At 69.8% G+C, this 15130-nt stretch carries 16 protein-coding genes; 8 read left to right on the top strand and 8 right to left on the bottom strand.

Annotated features, from left to right (window positions below; genetic code table 11):
• The first annotated feature begins 113 nt into the window (after positions 1–113).
• A complete protein-coding gene (locus NTM_RS10150; RefSeq protein ID WP_104862560.1) occupies positions 114–1229 on the top strand; it encodes a GGDEF domain-containing protein in 1116 nt (371 codons plus the stop codon).
• A gap of 4 nt (positions 1230–1233) precedes the next feature.
• Here NTM_RS10150 and NTM_RS10145 read toward each other — a convergent pair whose 3' ends face one another.
• Positions 1234–2073, bottom strand: a complete 840-nt coding sequence (locus NTM_RS10145; RefSeq protein WP_163766217.1) for a sulfurtransferase — start codon at positions 2071–2073, stop codon at positions 1234–1236.
• A 59-nt stretch (positions 2074–2132) separates the two neighbouring features.
• Here NTM_RS10145 and NTM_RS10140 point away from each other — a divergent pair, with 59 nt between their 5' ends.
• Positions 2133–2891, top strand: coding sequence for a LamB/YcsF family protein (locus tag NTM_RS10140; RefSeq protein WP_163766216.1), 759 nt, complete (start codon positions 2133–2135; stop codon positions 2889–2891).
• Here the strand turns inward: NTM_RS10140 and NTM_RS10135 are convergent.
• A complete protein-coding gene (locus tag NTM_RS10135) occupies positions 2884–3219 on the bottom strand; it encodes an ArsR/SmtB family transcription factor (RefSeq protein ID WP_163766215.1) in 336 nt (111 codons plus the stop codon). The two genes, NTM_RS10140 and NTM_RS10135, sit on opposite strands and share 8 nt — an antisense overlap.
• 111 nt (positions 3220–3330) lie before the next feature.
• On the opposite strand from NTM_RS10135, the gene NTM_RS10130 reads away from it, so the two are divergent.
• The 3 genes from NTM_RS10130 to NTM_RS10120 are packed head-to-tail and all read left to right on the top strand — an operon-like array spanning position 3331 to position 6689.
• Complete coding sequence (locus NTM_RS10130) at positions 3331–4533, top strand: MFS transporter (protein WP_104862564.1); 1203 nt, start codon at positions 3331–3333, stop codon at positions 4531–4533.
• A 9-nt stretch (positions 4534–4542) separates the two neighbouring features.
• Positions 4543–5457: an MBL fold metallo-hydrolase gene (locus NTM_RS10125; RefSeq protein WP_104862565.1), complete on the top strand. Its 915-nt coding sequence runs from the start codon at positions 4543–4545 to the stop codon at positions 5455–5457.
• On the top strand, positions 5448–6689 hold the full coding sequence (locus NTM_RS10120; RefSeq protein ID WP_163766214.1) for an SLC13 family permease: 1242 nt from the start codon (positions 5448–5450) through the stop codon (positions 6687–6689). Before NTM_RS10125 ends, NTM_RS10120 begins: the two co-directional genes overlap by 10 nt.
• On the opposite strand, the gene rlmB is transcribed toward NTM_RS10120, so the two are convergent.
• The 4 genes from rlmB to carD form a co-directional block, all read right to left on the bottom strand.
• Complete coding sequence (gene rlmB / locus NTM_RS10115; RefSeq protein WP_104862566.1) at positions 6686–7630, bottom strand: 23S rRNA (guanosine(2251)-2'-O)-methyltransferase RlmB; 945 nt, start codon at positions 7628–7630, stop codon at positions 6686–6688. The two genes, NTM_RS10120 and rlmB, sit on opposite strands and share 4 nt — an antisense overlap.
• A complete protein-coding gene (gene cysS / locus NTM_RS10110; RefSeq protein ID WP_163769439.1) occupies positions 7630–9021 on the bottom strand; it encodes a cysteine--tRNA ligase in 1392 nt (463 codons plus the stop codon). Before cysS ends, rlmB begins: the two co-directional genes overlap by 1 nt.
• A gap of 159 nt (positions 9022–9180) precedes the next feature.
• Complete coding sequence (gene ispF, locus NTM_RS10105; RefSeq protein ID WP_163766213.1) at positions 9181–9660, bottom strand: 2-C-methyl-D-erythritol 2,4-cyclodiphosphate synthase; 480 nt, start codon at positions 9658–9660, stop codon at positions 9181–9183.
• A gap of 8 nt (positions 9661–9668) precedes the next feature.
• Complete coding sequence (carD, locus tag NTM_RS10100; RefSeq protein ID WP_011892341.1) at positions 9669–10157, bottom strand: RNA polymerase-binding transcription factor CarD; 489 nt, start codon at positions 10155–10157, stop codon at positions 9669–9671.
• Between the two features lie 259 nt (positions 10158–10416).
• Here carD and NTM_RS10095 point away from each other — a divergent pair, with 259 nt between their 5' ends.
• The 3 genes from NTM_RS10095 (at position 10417) to disA (ending at position 13645) form a co-directional block, all read left to right on the top strand.
• Positions 10417–11001, top strand: coding sequence for a copper chaperone PCu(A)C domain-containing protein (locus NTM_RS10095; RefSeq protein WP_163766212.1), 585 nt, complete (start codon positions 10417–10419; stop codon positions 10999–11001).
• A gap of 81 nt (positions 11002–11082) precedes the next feature.
• Positions 11083–12489, top strand: a complete 1407-nt coding sequence (radA, locus tag NTM_RS10090) for a DNA repair protein RadA (protein ID WP_163766211.1) — start codon at positions 11083–11085, stop codon at positions 12487–12489.
• 34 nt (positions 12490–12523) lie between these two features.
• On the top strand, positions 12524–13645 hold the full coding sequence (gene disA / locus NTM_RS10085; RefSeq protein WP_104862571.1) for a DNA integrity scanning diadenylate cyclase DisA: 1122 nt from the start codon (positions 12524–12526) through the stop codon (positions 13643–13645).
• A 2-nt stretch (positions 13646–13647) separates the two neighbouring features.
• Here disA and NTM_RS10080 read toward each other — a convergent pair whose 3' ends face one another.
• Both NTM_RS10080 and NTM_RS10075 read right to left on the bottom strand, forming a co-directional pair.
• Positions 13648–14430, bottom strand: coding sequence for a hypothetical protein (locus tag NTM_RS10080; protein ID WP_179963914.1), 783 nt, complete (start codon positions 14428–14430; stop codon positions 13648–13650).
• A gap of 56 nt (positions 14431–14486) precedes the next feature.
• Positions 14487–15107: a carbonic anhydrase gene (locus NTM_RS10075; protein WP_104862843.1), complete on the bottom strand. Its 621-nt coding sequence runs from the start codon at positions 15105–15107 to the stop codon at positions 14487–14489.
• Positions 15108–15130 lie beyond the last annotated feature (23 nt).

The following is a 15130-nucleotide window of genomic DNA, read 5'->3' as shown; positions in this document are numbered from 1 at the left end:
GTGCACATCGAGAGTTCAGTGTCACTGGATTTATTGAAAACGACTGCCATCACAATCAGCGGTTTCGTGCCGCCCCAGGTCCAGTAGGGTTAAGTCCCGGGGGGAAGGGTCGCGTGACGAGTTCCAAGGCTTCGAGTGGGCGCGAGAAGCGCCAGGCGGTCCAGCGGTGGTGGAACCAGCCCGACCAGTTCGATTGGCTCAGCGGTTACCTGCACGCGCGTGGACTCGCCCCCGCCACCCGACGACTCGTCGCCGTCATCTCCGCAGCTCTGGTACTGATGGCATTCGGTGTGCTGGGTTCCCGTGAGCTCCACACCGTCCTGACCTATGTCATAAGCGCCGCCGCGCTGGTCGTCGGCATCGGCTACGCCACGCTGTGGCTGCGCCGCTGGCCCACCCGGCGGCAATCATTGCTGATGGGCATCCTCGGGGCGACGTTGATCGCGATCGGATCGGCGATGCAAACCGAACCGGTGATCGCGTTGATGGGCTGCACCGGCCTGGCCGTGACCGGCGGCTACCTCGCGTTCTTCCACAACACCCGCGCGGTGCTGTTCAACCTCGCCGTCGCCGCAGTCGTAGGCGCCTACTGCACGCTGCGGCTCTTCGAGATGCACCAGGACGAGGTCAGCGCGATCGCCGGCTTCTGGCTGGTCATCGAGTTGAACTTCGCGGTCCCGCTCGCGATCCAGACGGTGGTGCGCACGATGGGTGCCGACGTCGTGCGCTCCGATCACGACGCGCTGACCGGCCTGCTGAACCGGCGCGCGTTCTACGAGCGGGCGCGCTCGATTCTGAGGGAGCCCCGCACCGGCCGGGATCTGGTCGTCGTGATGGTCGACCTGGACCACTTCAAGCACCTCAACGACACCTACGGCCACCTCGCCGGTGACCAGGCGCTCACCGCCGTCGGGTGGGCGCTGCGCAAGGCGAGTCCGGGATCCGCGATCATCGGGCGCACGGGCGGTGAGGAGTTCCTCGTCATCGACGTCCTGCCCGCCGAAGAGGCCGTCGAGCTCCCCGCGGCGCTGTGCCGGGCGATCGACGCCCTGCCCCATCCGGTCACCGCCAGCGCGGGTGCGGCGATCGTCGAGTCGCACGCGATTCCCGACGCCGCGACGGCGATCGAGACCCTGATCGGAGCCGCGGACTCCGCGATGTATCAGGCCAAACGGGCAGGCGGCAACCGGGCGCTGGCCCAGCGCGCCGCCGCGTTGTTCCGCAGCTGACCCGTCATTCTCCGGTGGCGACCGGCCTCGCCGGATCCGCCGACCACTGTGACCACGATCCCGGGAACAACCGGGCCTCGACGTCGCACGCCCGCAGCGCGGCGACGGTCACCGCGGCCGTCACTCCCGAACCGCAATACACCGCGACATCGCCGGTCCCGATCCGGTCGAGCACGCCGGTCAGTTCGGAGCCGGGCAGGACCGTGCCGTCCGGGGCGAGCAGCGATGTGCTCGGTGCGTTGGCCGCGCCCGGGATGTGGCCGGCCACCGGATCGACCGGCTCGGTCTCCCCGCGGAACCGTTCCGGGGCGCGCGCGTCGAGCACCACCCCGGCGAACCCGGCGAGCTCATCGGCGGTCACAGTCGGCAGGGCGCCGTCGTACAGGTCCGGAAACCGCACCGTGGCGTCGCCGGGCGGCGGAGTCACCGGACCGGATTCCAGCGCGCCTCCGTCGGCGGTCCACGCGCCGAGTCCGCCGTCGAGAATCCGGACGTCCTCGATACCGGCCGCGGTCAGCACCCACCAGGCCCGGGCTGAGCCGGCACGGTTCCAGTCGTCGTACACGACGGTGGGCACGCCGTCACGCAGTCCCCACCGGCGGGCGGCCTCCTGCACCGCCGCGCCCGTCGGCAGCGGATGCCTGCCGCGACCTGGCACGCTGTGATCGGTCAGCTCGTCGTCCAGTGAGACGTACACCGCCCCGGGCACGTGGCCGCGCTCGTAGACCTCGCGGCCGTCGGGCGCGGTCAACTCCCAGCGCACGTCCAGGATCGCGACGGGCGCGCCGTCGGAGAGCATCCGGGCCAGCTCGGCGGCGGTGACGAACACATCGGAGCGCGACATCTGACCATGGTCGCACCGGTGGGCCTGCCGCCGCCGCTCACCGCATTAGGGTTGGGGCCATGACGTCCGTCGACCTCAACGCCGACCTCGGCGAGGGGTTCGGCGTGTGGACGCTCGGCGACGACGACGCAATGCTCGACATCGTCACCTCAGCCAACGTCGCGTGCGGATTCCACGCCGGCGACCCGGCGAACCTGGCGGCGGTGTGCCGTGCCGCCGCGCAGCGCGGCGTCCGCGTCGGCGCGCAGGTCAGCTACCGTGACCTGGCCGGCTTCGGCAGACGCTTCATCGACGTCAGCAGCGAGGATCTGACCGCCGACGTGATGTACCAGATCGGCGCGCTCCAGGCGCTGGCACGCGCGGCCGGGACCACCGTCTCTTACGTCAAACCCCATGGGGCGCTGTACAACTCGATCGTCACCAACCGTCACCAGGCGCACGCCGTGGCGGCAGCGGTACATGCCGTCGACCCGACGCTACCGGTTCTCGGCCTGGCCGGCTCGGTATTCTTCGGCGCCGCAGACGAACTCGGCCTACGCACGGTGCCGGAGGCGTTCGCCGACCGCGCCTACCGGCCCGACGGCCAGCTGGTGTCGCGGCGCGAACGCAATTCAGTGCTCCACGATGTCGACGAGATCGCCGACCGGGTGATCTCGATGGTCACCAAGGGCCGAGTGGACGCCGTCGACGGCTCCACGATCCCGATCACGGTCAGTTCCGTGTGCGTGCACGGGGATTCACCCGGCGCGGTGCAGATCGCGACCGCGGTGCGCGCAAGACTGGTCGACGCGGGTGTCACGCTGACCCCGTTCAGCTGACGCCGGCCTCCGCATTGGCGGTGCGCACCACGCTGTCGAGCAGGCCCGGCATCGCCGCGTCGACCTCGGCGCGGCGCAGCCGCTGATGGGTGAGCCCGTCGATGACCAACCGCTCGGTCAAGCCCGCCTCTCGCAGCGTCTTGAAGTGATGCGTGGCCGTCGATTTGTTGATGCCGTCGTAGAGCGCGCCGCACTGCACCGCCGCCCCGGCGTTGTAGAGCCGGCGCACGATCTCCAGACGGACCGGGTCGTGCAACGCGGCGAGCACCTGCTGCACCGGGGCGACACCCTGCTGCTCAAGCCCTGCCACCTGCACGTCGTCGGCCATGGGAATAACCCTCGTCCTATCCGGTTTGATCTACGTCGAACCCAGCGTACGGTCGATCGGGTTCGACGACTTCGAAACGACTGTCAAAAGCCCGACGGGAGGTGACACCGCATGGTCGCGCTCGAGCGCTCGATCGGAGAGACACAGCGGTGGGCCTACCCGCTGCTGCTGGTCCTCAGCGGTGTCGCCCTCGGGGTCTCCGGGCTGCCCGCCCCGCTGTACGGCATCTACGAGTCGAACTGGCACCTGTCGCCGCTGGCCACCACGATCGTGTTCGCGGTCTACGCGATCGCCGCCCTCGGCGCGGTGCTGGTGTCGGGGAAGATCTCCGACGTCGTCGGCCGTAAGCCGGTCCTGGTCGGGGCGCTGATCGCGCTGCTGGTCGGGCTCGGGGTGTTCCTGATCGCCGACAGCATGGCGCTGCTGCTGCTCGCACGCACCATCCACGGCGCCGCGGTCGGATCGATCGTCGTCGCCGGGGCGGCCGCCCTGCTGGACCTGCGACCCGACCACGGCGTGCGCGCCGGCCAACTCAGCGGCGTCGCGTTCAACATCGGGATGACCGTCGCCATCCTCGGCTCGGCGCTGCTGGCCCAGTACGCACCGCACCCGCTGCGCACGCCGTACGCGGTGGTCGCGGTCATCTGCCTGATCGTCGGCGTCGGCGTCCTCGCGCTGCGCGAACCGCACACCGAGCGCACCCGCGGCCCGATCAGGATCGCCCGGCCCGCCGTGCCCGCCGAGATCCGTGCCGACTTCTGGTTCTCAGCACTCGGGGCGATGGCGTCCTGGTCCGTGCTCGGCGTGCTGCTGTCGCTGTACCCGTCGCTGGCCGCCCGCCAGACCCACATCGACAACCTCGTCTTCGGCGGCGCGGTGGTCGGCACCACGGCCTTCGCCGCGGCGCTGGCCCAGCTGGCCGCCACCCGGGTGCCCGCGAGGTACGCGGCGATCATCGGTGACGCCGGCATGGCCGTCGCGTTGCTGGTGACCATCCCGGTGCTGCTGACCCATCAGTGGCAGCTGGTGTTCGTCGCCGCCGCGCTGCTCGGCGCGACGTTCGGGCTGGGTTTCGGCGGGTCGCTGCGGCACCTGTCCGATGTCGTGCCCGCGGGCAAGCGCGGCGAGACGATGTCGGCGTTCTACCTGCTGGCGTACTCGTCGATGGCGGTGCCGACACTGGTCGCCGGCTGGGCCGCGACGCGGTGGGACATCGCGTCGGTGTTCCCGTGGTTCGCGGGCACGGTGGCAGCGGCCTGCCTGGGCGCCGCGGTCGCCGGGCGGCGCAGCGTGCGGGCGGCGCGCACTGCTTAAGGTGGCGGGATGCGCCTCAAGCCCGGGCGGCCTGATCTCGGGGCCTACGCACGGTATTTCGATCTGCCTCCGGCGGGGCCGTCCGCGCCGCTGACCGTGTCATGGGCGGGGGTCACCACCCTGCTCGTCGACGACGGCGACTCGGCGGTGATGACCGACGGATTCTTCTCCCGGCCCGGCCTTCTCAGCGTCGCGGCACGACCACTCGCGTCGTCCCGGGCGCGCATCGACGCCGCTCTCGGGCGTCTGAACGTGCGGCGCCTGGACGCGGTGACCCCGGTGCACACCCACTACGACCACGCGCTGGACTCCGCCGAGGTGGCCCGGCGCACCGGGGCCCGGCTCATCGGCGGGCAGTCGACCGCGCACATCGGCCGCGGACACGGCCTGGACCTGGTCGAGGTCGTCACGCCCGGGCGGGCCGTGGCCGCGGGCAACTTCGACATCACCCTGGTCGAGGGCGCGCACTGCCCACCTGACCGTTTTCCCGGACCCGTCACCGCACCGGTGGTGCCGCCGGCACGCGCATCCGCGTACCGCTGCGGGGAGGCGTGGTCGACGTTGGTGCGCCACCGGCCCACCGGACGGACGCTTCTGGTCGTCGGCAGCGCCGGCTTCGTCCCCGGCGCGCTGGCGGACGCGCGGGCCGACGTCGTGTATCTCGGTGTGGCTCTGCTCGGTCTGCAGCCGGAGCGCTATCTCGTCGACTACTGGACCGAGACCGTGCGCACCGTCGGCGCCGCCCGGGTGGTGCTGATCCACTGGGACGACTTCTTCCGGCCGTTGCACAAGCCGCTGCGGGCATTGCCGTTCGCCGCCGACGACCTCGACGTGTCGATGCGGATCCTGGGCCGGCTCGCCGGCGAGGACGGTGTCGGCCTGCACCTGCCGACGCTGTGGCAACCGGCGGACCCGTGGAGCTGATCCTCTCGGTCGCCGCGCTGGCCGCGGTGCTCGGGTTCGCGCTGCTACGCCCGCACCGGTGGCCCGAAGCGGTGGTCGCGGTGCCCGCCGCGGGTCTGCTCATCGCGGCGGGTGCGATCTCCTGGGACGACGCCGTCGAGCAGGTCGCCGGCCTCGCGCCGGTGGTCGGATTCCTCGCCGCGGTGCTGGTGCTGGCACGGCTGTGCGACGACATCGGGCTGTTCCACGCGGCGGGTACCGTGATGGCGCGGATCAACTCGGGCGGCCAGAACCGGCTGCTCGCTTCGGTGTTCGCGATATCTGCGGCCGTGACCGCGATCCTGAGCCTGGACGCCACCGTCGTGCTGCTGACCCCGGTGGTGCTGGCGACCGCGCGCGTGTTGTCGGTTCCGGCCCGTCCGCACGCCTACGCGACGGCGCACATGGCCAACAGCGCGTCGCTGCTGCTGCCGGTGTCGAACCTGACCAACCTGCTGGCGTTCAGCGCGGCCGGACTGTCCTTCCTGCATTTCACCGCCGCGATGACGCTGCCGTGGATCGCCGCGATCGCCGTCGAGTTCCTGCTGTTGCGTTGGATTTTCGCCAAGGACCTGGCGGTGGACCCGCGGCCGCCGACCGCCCCGGAACCGGTGGAGATCCCGATGTTCGCTCTGGCGGTCGTCGGTCTCACCCTGGCCGGGTTCGCCGTGACATCGCTGCTGGGCCATTCGCCGGCCTGGGCGGCACTGGCGGGCGCGGTGGTCCTCGGGGTGCGGGCACTGGCAACCCGGCGCACCACCGTCCCGAAAATAGCTGCGGCGCTCGACGTCCCGTTCCTGGCGTTCGTCCTGTGCCTGGGCGTGGTGGTCGACGCGGTGATGCGCAACGGCCTGGAGCCGGCGATGCATCGGATCATCCCCGACGGGACCGGGCTGGCGGCACTGCTCGGCATCGCCGCGGTCGCCGCCGCGCTGTCCAACCTGGTGAACAACCTGCCCGCCGTGCTGGTGCTGTTGCCGCTGGTGACCACTGCGGGCCCGGCGGCAGTGCTGGCGGTGCTGATCGGGGTCAACATCGGACCCAATCTCACCTACGTGGGATCACTGGCGAACCTGTTGTGGCGCAGCGTGGTTCGGCGGGACCTGAAGGCGGGGTTCGCCGAGTTCAGCCGGGTGGGGCTGATCACCACCCCGGCGGCGCTGATCGCCGCTGTACTCGGCCTGTGGGCCTGGATCCAGTTGGTCGGGCTCTAGCCCGTCCTGCGCTGGCGCGCGATCTCGGCGAGCACCACACCCGCGGCGACGGAGGCGTTCAACGACTCCGTCGGGCCCGCCATCGGGATCGACACGATCTGGTCGCAGTTCTCCCGCACCAGCCGCGACAGTCCCTTGCCCTCGGATCCGACCACGACCACCATCGGTGCGGTGCCGTCGATCTCGTCGATCGTGGTGTCGCCGCCCGCGTCGAGGCCGACCACCAGCAGCCCGGCGTCGGCGTACTGCTTGAGCGTGCGGTTCAGGTTGGTGGCGCGCGCGACGGGAGTCCTGGCCGCCGCACCCGCACTGGTGCGCCACGCGACCGCGGTGACCGATGCCGACCTGCGTTGCGGCAGCACCACACCGTGGCCGCCGAACGCGGAGACCGACCGCACGATCGCGCCGAGATTGCGCGGGTCGGAGATGTTGTCGAGCGCTACCAGCAGTGCGGGAGCCGCGTCGGAGGTCGCATCCCGCAGCAGGTCCTCGGGATGGGCGTACACGTAGGGCGGGACCTGCAGCGCGATGCCCTGGTGCAGACCATTGGCCGCGATCCGGTCCAGGTCGTGCCGTGGCACCTCCAGGATGGAGATCCCGGTGTCCGCGGCGATCTGCACCGCCTCGGTCAGTCGCTCGTCGGACTCGGCGCCCAGCGCGACGTACAGCGCCGTCGCCGGCACACCCGCGCGCAGGCATTCGACCACCGGGTTACGGCCGAGCACGATCTCGGTGTCGTCGGTCTTCTTGTGCCGGCCCTGCGCCTGACGCGCCGCCTTGGCCGCCCGCTTGCCCGCGGGGTGGTGCGGACGTTCGTGGGCGGGCGGGGTCGCGCCGCGCCCCTCGAGGCCCCGGCGGCGGACGCCCCCGGATCCGACGGTGGGCCCCTTCTTGGTGCCTGCCTTGCGGACCGCTCCGCGCCGCTGCGAGTTTCCTGCCATTACTTGTCCGCTCCGTCCACCAGTGACCACTGCGGACCGTCGGCGGTGTCGGTCACTTCGATACCCGCCTCCTTGAGGCGGTCGCGGATGGCGTCGGCCTCCGCCCAGTCCCTGTTGGCCCGGGCTTGCTCCCGGCGCCGCACCTCGGCATGCACCAGCACATCCACCGCGGCCAGCGCCGCCGACGTCTCGTCGCGGTTCTCCCAGCGCTCGTCGAGCGGGTCCGCACCGAGAATGCCCATCATCGCGCGGATCGACATCGCATGGCTCAGCGCGCTCTCGTGGTCCCCGGAGTCGAGCGCCCGGTTCCCCTCGGCCCGCGCGGCGTGCACCTCGGCCAGCGCAGCCGGCACGGCGAGGTCGTCGTCGAGCGCCGCGCCGAACTTCGGCGTCCACTCCCCCGGGACCACCGCACCGACCCGCACCCGCACCCGGTGCAGGAAATCCTCGATACCGCTGTAGGCCTTCGCCGCGTCCTGCAGCGCGTTCTCGGAGAACTCCAGCATAGAACGGTAATGCGCGCTGCCCAGGTAGTAGCGCAGCTCGGCGGCCCGGACCCGTTGCAGCACAGCGGGAATCGCCAGCACATTGCCCAGCGACTTGCTCATCTTCTCACCACCCATGGTGACCCAGCCGTTGTGCAGCCAGAATCGGGCGAAGCCGTCACCGGCGGCTTCGGCCTGGGCGATCTCGTTCTCGTGGTGCGGGAACACCAGATCCATACCGCCGGCGTGGATGTCGAACTCCGACCCGAGATAGCACTCGCACATCGCGACGCATTCGGTGTGCCAGCCGGGACGGCCCCGGCCCCACGGGGTCGGCCAGGACGGCTCACCCGGTTTCGCGCCCTTCCACAGCGTGAAGTCGCGCTGGTCGCGCTTGCCGGTCGCGACGCCCTCACCCTGATGGACGTCGTCGATGCGGTGCCCCGAGAGCTTGCCGTAGTCGGGCAGGGTCGAGACGTCGAAGTAGACGTCACCGTTTCCGGTGTAGGCATGACCGCGTTCGATGAGCCGCTCGATCAGCTCGACCATCTGCGTGATGTGTCCGGTGGCGCGTGGCTCGGCTGACGGGGGCAGCACTCCCAGCGCGTCGTAGGCGGCCGTGAACGCCCGCTCGTAGGTCGCGGCCCACTCCCACCACGGCCGGCCGGCGTCGGCGGCCTTGTTGAGGATCTTGTCGTCGATATCGGTGACGTTGCGGATGAACGCCACGTCCAGGCCCTTGGCGGTCAGCCAGCGCCGCAGTACGTCGAACGCGACACCGCTGCGGACATGCCCGATGTGCGGCAGGCCCTGCACCGTGGCGCCACAGAGGTAGATGGAGACATGGCCGGGCCGCAGTGGCGCGAAATCGCGCACACCGCCAGACAAAGTGTCATAGAGCCGCATGACAGCTGCGGGGCGTTCGGTCACGACGGGCCAGCTTACCGGCCAGTTCGCGTTAAACCCTCATCGGTGCTTGTCGGCTCTTCGCGCAAGCGCTCATCGGTGCTCGTCGGCTCTTCGCGCAAGCGCTCATCGGTGCTTGTCGGCTCTTCGCGCAAGCGCTCATCGGTCATCTCGGGTGAGCACCAACGCCGTCGCGATCGCCGCCAGCCCCTCCCCGCGACCGGTCAGCCCGAGACCGTCGGTCGTGGTGGCCGACACCGAGACCGGCGCATCCAGCAACTCGGAGAGCACGCGCTGAGCCTCGGCACGGCGCGGACCGATCTTCGGGCGGTTGCCGATCACCTGTATCGCGGCATTGCCGACGCGCAGGCCCTGCGCGCTGAGCAGCGAGTGAACATGCCGCAGCATCTCGGCGCCGCTGACGCCGCGCCACTGCGGCTGGTCGGTGCCGAAGACCTCGCCGATATCGCCCATGCCCGCTGCGGACAGCAACGCATCGCAGAGGGCATGGGCGGCGACATCTCCGTCAGAATGTCCGGCGCAACCGTCTGCGTCGTCGAACGACAGACACAGCAGCCGGCACGGACGACCGACCTCGATGGGATGAACGTCGGTCCCGAGACCGACGCGGAACGTCATTACCGCCTTCAGGAAGCGGCGGCCAGAACCTCGTCCAGGATCGTGGAGGCCTTGGCGTCATCGGTGTTCTCGGCGAGTGCCAGCTCACCGACGAGGATCTGCCGGGCCTTGGCCAGCATCCGCTTCTCACCTGCGGACAGGCCACGCTCCTGGTCACGACGCCACAGGTCGCGGACGACCTCGGCGACCTTGTTCACATCACCGGAGGCGAGCTTCTCCAGATTTGCCTTGTACCGGCGCGACCAGTTGGTCGGCTCCTCGGTATGCGGGGCGCGCAGCACCTGGAACACCTTGTCCAGGCCTTCCTGTCCGACGACATCGCGCACGCCGACATATTCGGCATTGTCCGCGGGTACTCGAACCGTGAGATCGCCCTGGGCGACCTTGAGGACGAGATACTCCTTCTGCTCGCCTTTGATGGTCCGGGTTTCGATCGCTTCGATCAACGCAGCACCGTGGTGTGGATAGACAACGGTGTCTCCGACCTTAAAAATCATCAGTTTCGAGCCCCTTTCACCCGTCAATGTTAACACGGGCGGCTTCCGGGCGCGGAACAACAATGCAGGTCAGGGGCACAGTCGGCGAACACTAGGGGTTGACAGGCCAAAGAATCCGTGCTTCGCGCGGGGGTCTTTCGGCGTCATCCCGACCTCGGCTACCGCGCCTTTTCGCGACCTACTACTCTGCATAGTCGAACCGCCGGGACACGTGTGCCCGGCACGCCACGTCGTTTCGTCGGCCGAGCAGGAGGCCCCAGTGAACCCCTTCAAACGGCGCTCAACTGTCGTCGCCGCCGCGGCCACCTGCGGGCTGGCCGCGGCCCTCGTGCTGAGCGGATGCAGCGCGGGTCAGGTCTCCCAGACCGCGACGCAGGAACCGGCGATCAACGGCACGTCGGCCCATGCGGGCCCGATCGTGCTGCGCAACATCCACATCAGCGCGACACAGACCACCGCCTACATCGAGCCCGGCAACGAGGCCCAGCTGGTCTTCGTGGCCGCGAACACCTCGCCCGACGTCGCCGACAAGCTGGTGTCGGTCACCTCCGACATCGGCAACGTGACGCTGACCGGCGGACGCGAGCTCCCGGTCAACGGCCTGCTGGTGGTCGGTTCGCCCGACGGGCAGACCGCGCTGTCGGCAATCGAGCCCGCCGACGCCGCCGAGGCCACCATCGAGCTGAGCAAGGCGATCACCAACGGCCTGACCTACGAATTCACCTTCGAGTTCGAGAAGGCCGGCAAGACCTCGGTCAACGTGCCGATCTCGGCTGGCGAGGCACCGCGTCGCGAAGCCGTGCAGACCGGCAACGGCGGCGGCCATTCCGGCGGAGGCCACTAGCGCCACCGAGCGCTCGGCGACACGGCCCCGTGAGCGCCGGGGTTGTCCAGATTTGTCGGAGGGTGCGGCTACGGTCAGCCCGTGGCCCGGACAAATTCGAAAGTACGTTCGCAATATCGCTGTTCTGAGTGCCACCACGTCACCCCGAAATGGGTGGGTCGCTGCTCCGAATGCGGCACCTGGGGCACCGTCGACGAAGTCGCGCTGGCCGCCGTCGGCGGGACGGCCATACGGCGCGCCATCGCCCCGACCTCTCCGGCGGTGCCGATCAGTTCGATCGATCCCGGCACCACCCGGCATTACGCCACCGGCGTAACCGAACTGGACCGTGTCCTCGGAGGCGGTCTGGTCCCGGGTTCGGTGACGTTGCTGGCCGGCGATCCCGGCGTCGGAAAATCCACGCTGCTCCTTGAGGTCGCACACCGCTGGGCCTCGACGGGCCGCCGTGCGCTGTACCTGTCCGGGGAGGAGTCGGCAGGCCAGATCCGGTTACGCGCCGAACGCACCGGCTGCAGCCACGACGAGGTCTTCCTCGCCGCCGAATCCGATCTGCAGACCGCGCTCGGCCACATCGACGCGGTGAAGCCCAGCCTCGTGGTCGTCGACTCGGTGCAGACCATGTCGACCACCGAGGCCGACGGCGTCACCGGCGGCGTCACCCAGGTGCGTGCGGTCACCACCGCGCTGACGATGACGGCGAAGACGACCGGGGTGGCGATGCTGCTGGTCGGCCATGTGACCAAGGACGGCGCGATCGCGGGTCCACGCTCACTCGAGCACCTCGTCGACGTGGTGCTGCACTTCGAGGGGGACCGCGCGTCGGCGCTACGGATGGTCCGCGGCATCAAGAACCGCTTCGGCGCCGCCGATGAGGTGGGCTGTTTCCTGTTGCACGACAACGGGATCGAGTGCGTGTCGGACCCATCCGGACTGTTTCTCGACCAGCGGCCGAAGCCGGTGTCGGGAACCGCGGTGACCGTCACCCTCGACGGCAAGCGCCCGATGATCGGCGAAGTCCAGGCGCTGATCGGGGCGCCGGCCAGCGGCAGCCCGCGCCGCGCGGTCAGCGGCATCGACTCGTCGCGCGCGGCGATGATCACCGCGGTGCTGGAGAAGCGCGCCCGGCTGCCGGTCGGCATGAACGACATCTACCTGTCCACCGTCGGCGGCATGCGCTTGACCGATTCGTCGTCCGACCTCGCCGTCGCACTCGCGATCGCATCCGCGTTCACCGACCTCGCGCTGCCGACGACCGCGATCGCGATCGGCGAGGTGGGCCTGGCCGGCGACCTGCGTCGTGTCACCGGGATGGACAAACGGCTCACCGAAGCCGCCCGGCTGGGGTTCACCGTCGCGGTGGTGCCGTCGGGAGTCAGCGCCGCACCGCCCGGACTCCAGGTGTGCCAGGCCGACAACATCGGCTCGGCATTGCAGGTGCTGCGCCGTATCAGCCAGAATGGCGCCAACCAGGACAGAGCCGGCACCTGACCGGCGCGGTGAGCGTGGGGAGCGTGGGGTTCAGATGGCCGTGAAGTCGTCGGCAGCGCGGTCCGCACGCACCGTCGTGCCGATGAACCGTCCCACGCTGCGCGAGACCATCGCCCGGCTCGCACCGGGCACCCCGCTACGCGACGGTCTGGAGCGGATTCTGCGCGGGCGCACCGGCGCGCTGATCGTCATCGGCTACGACGACAGCGTCGAGGCCATCTGCGACGGCGGGTTCTCGCTGGACGTCCGCTATGCGCCGACCCGGCTGCGGGAGTTGTCGAAGATGGACGGCGCGGTGGTGCTCTCCAGCGACGGCAGCCGCATCCTGCGCGCCAACGTCCAGTTGGTGCCCGACCCGTCGATCCCGACCGAGGAGTCCGGCACCCGGCACCGCTCGGCGGAGCGCACCGCGATCCAGACCGGCTATCCGGTGATCTCGGTCAGCCATTCGATGAGCATCGTGACGGTGTACGTCGCCGGCGAGCGGCACGTGGTCCCCGAATCGGCGACCATCCTCTCGCGCGCCAACCAGACCATCGACACCCTCGAGCGCTACAAGACGCGCCTCGACGAGGTCAGCAGGCAGCTGTCGGCGGCCGAGATCGAGGACTTCGTGACGCTGCGCGACGTGATGACGGTGGTGCAGCGCCTGGAGATGGTGCGGCGGATCAGCCTGGAGATCGACTCCGACGTCGTCGAGCTCGGCACCGACGGCAGGCAGCTCAAGCTGCAGCTCGACGAGCTCGTCGGCGACAACGAGACCGAGCGTGAGCTGATCGTGCGCGACTACCACGCCAACCCCGACCCGCCCACGCCGGCGCAGGTGCAGGCCACCCTCGAGGAACTGGACAGCCTCTCGGACAACGAACTACTCGACTTCACCACGCTGGCAAGGGTTTTCGGTTACCCGTCGACAGCAGAGGCGCAGGACTCCGCGATGAGCTCACGCGGCTACCGCGCGATGTCGGGGATCCCGCGGCTGCAGTTCGCCCACGTCGACCTGCTGGTCCGCAACTTCGGCTCGTTGCAGGGTCTGCTCGCGGCCAGTGCCAGCGATCTGCAATCGGTCGACGGGATCGGCTCGATGTGGGCCCGCCACATCAGGGAGGGCCTGTCCCAGCTCGCCGAGTCGACAATCGCCGACCGGCTCGCCTAGCCCTAGCCGACCGGCGCCGGGGCCGGTCCCGGCGGCGGAGGCCCGGCACCGTCGACCGGCGGCGGTGCATGGACCGCCTCGGCGAGGATGAACGGCACCGGCGCCGATCTCAGGTTGCCCAGCTGGACGACCAGGTTGTAGGTGCCGGGCCCGATCGGCTGCCGCGGCAGCGGACAGTTCGGGGCCGAACCCATCCCGGTCCAGGTCACCTCGGTGGTGACCTGCTCACCGGGCTGGAACGTCTTGATCAGCGTCTCGTTCGACGGTGCGCAGTCGAGATTGGACCACAGCCGCTGGTTGTCGAGGGAGTACACGTAGGCGGCCAGCACCGCCGCGCCGACATCGCGCTGGCATGCGACCAGCCCGATGTTGGTGACCACCATGGTGAACTTCGGCTGGTCACCGACGATGAACTGCGGCTGGTTGGTGATGCCCTTGACCGCCAGCGTCGAGTCGGGGCAGTCGTCGCCCTCCTTGAGGATCGGCGGCGGCACCACCGCGGCCGTCGGTGTCGCGGTGGGCGGCGGCGCGTTCTGCGCCGGGGGCTGGATCGGGGACTTGACGTCCGGGTTCTCACCGGGCAGCGGCGGAGGAGGGGCGGCCTCCGCCGACTCCGACTGGGACTCCGCGGCGGTGGGCTGCTCGGTGCTCCTGGTGTTGACCACCACGACGGTGATCACAGCAGCAACGATGCCGATGACCAGCGCGGCGATTCCGAGCGCGAGCGCGCGGCGTCGCCAATAGATTTGCCTGGGCAGCGGCCCATGCGGTTCCAGATCCAGCACGTCCTCACGGTAAGGGCAGGTCACGCCGCCCTGTTCGAGGTTGCCCGGCGTGTCGTCTAGCTTTCGCCGATGTCACCGATATGGTCGCGCAGGTCGATCTTTCCGTCCCGCAGGTGGTAGGTCACGCCGACGATCGCGAGCGTGCCGTCGGTCACCGCCTCGGCGATCGCGGTGGACCGGCTCAGCAGCTGCTTTCCGGTCTCGATGACGTGGCGGGCCTCGAACTCGTCGACCCGGGACATGCCTTCACGGCGGCCGACCAGGATCGACGGCATCACGCGCTCGACGACGTCGCGGACGTATCCGCCCGGCACCTCACCATCGTCGAGGGCCGACAGCGCCGCCTTGACCGCGCCGCAGCTGTCGTGCCCGAGCACCACGACCAGCGGCACCTTGAGCACGGATACGGCGTATTCGATCGAACCGAGCACCGCGGAGTCGATCACGTGACCGGCGGTGCGGACCACGAACATGTCACCGAGGCCCTGGTCGAACAGCAACTCGGCGGCCACGCGGCTGTCGCCGCAGCCGAACACCACGGCCGTCGGCTTCTGTGCGGCCGCCAGGCTGGCCCGATACTCGGCGTTCTGGCTCGGGTGCAGGGGTTTGCCGGCAACGAAGCGCTCGTTACCCTCTCTGAGTGCTTTCCAGGCGGACAACGGGTTCGTATTCGGCATGGCCGCCATTGTGCCTGAGCGCG

The sequence above is a fragment of the Mycolicibacterium parafortuitum genome (genome assembly GCF_010725485.1).
GTDB lineage: Bacteria > Actinomycetota > Actinomycetes > Mycobacteriales > Mycobacteriaceae > Mycobacterium.
The sequence above is the reverse complement of the archived record's forward strand: the minus strand, read 5'-3'. Positions and strand labels throughout refer to the sequence as shown.

What these genes read in the sequence shown, in the direction of transcription:
- NTM_RS10130 (WP_104862564.1), top strand. Translation starts at nt 3,331, where the DNA reads ATGGTCGCGCTCGAGCGCTCGATCGGAGAGACACAGCGGTGGGCCTAC.
- NTM_RS10075 (WP_104862843.1), bottom strand. Translation starts at nt 15,107, where the DNA reads ATGCCGAATACGAACCCGTTGTCCGCCTGGAAAGCACTCAGAGAGGGT.
- NTM_RS10140 (WP_163766216.1), top strand. Translation starts at nt 2,133, where the DNA reads ATGACGTCCGTCGACCTCAACGCCGACCTCGGCGAGGGGTTCGGCGTG.
- carD (WP_011892341.1), bottom strand. Translation starts at nt 10,157, where the DNA reads ATGATTTTTAAGGTCGGAGACACCGTTGTCTATCCACACCACGGTGCT.
- NTM_RS10135 (WP_163766215.1), bottom strand. Translation starts at nt 3,219, where the DNA reads ATGGCCGACGACGTGCAGGTGGCAGGGCTTGAGCAGCAGGGTGTCGCC.
- NTM_RS10145 (WP_163766217.1), bottom strand. Translation starts at nt 2,073, where the DNA reads ATGTCGCGCTCCGATGTGTTCGTCACCGCCGCCGAGCTGGCCCGGATG.
- cysS (WP_163769439.1), bottom strand. Translation starts at nt 9,021, where the DNA reads ATGCGGCTCTATGACACTTTGTCTGGCGGTGTGCGCGATTTCGCGCCA.
- disA (WP_104862571.1), top strand. Translation starts at nt 12,524, where the DNA reads ATGGCCGTGAAGTCGTCGGCAGCGCGGTCCGCACGCACCGTCGTGCCG.
- NTM_RS10125 (WP_104862565.1), top strand. Translation starts at nt 4,543, where the DNA reads ATGCGCCTCAAGCCCGGGCGGCCTGATCTCGGGGCCTACGCACGGTAT.
- rlmB (WP_104862566.1), bottom strand. Translation starts at nt 7,630, where the DNA reads ATGGCAGGAAACTCGCAGCGGCGCGGAGCGGTCCGCAAGGCAGGCACC.
- ispF (WP_163766213.1), bottom strand. Translation starts at nt 9,660, where the DNA reads ATGACGTTCCGCGTCGGTCTCGGGACCGACGTTCATCCCATCGAGGTC.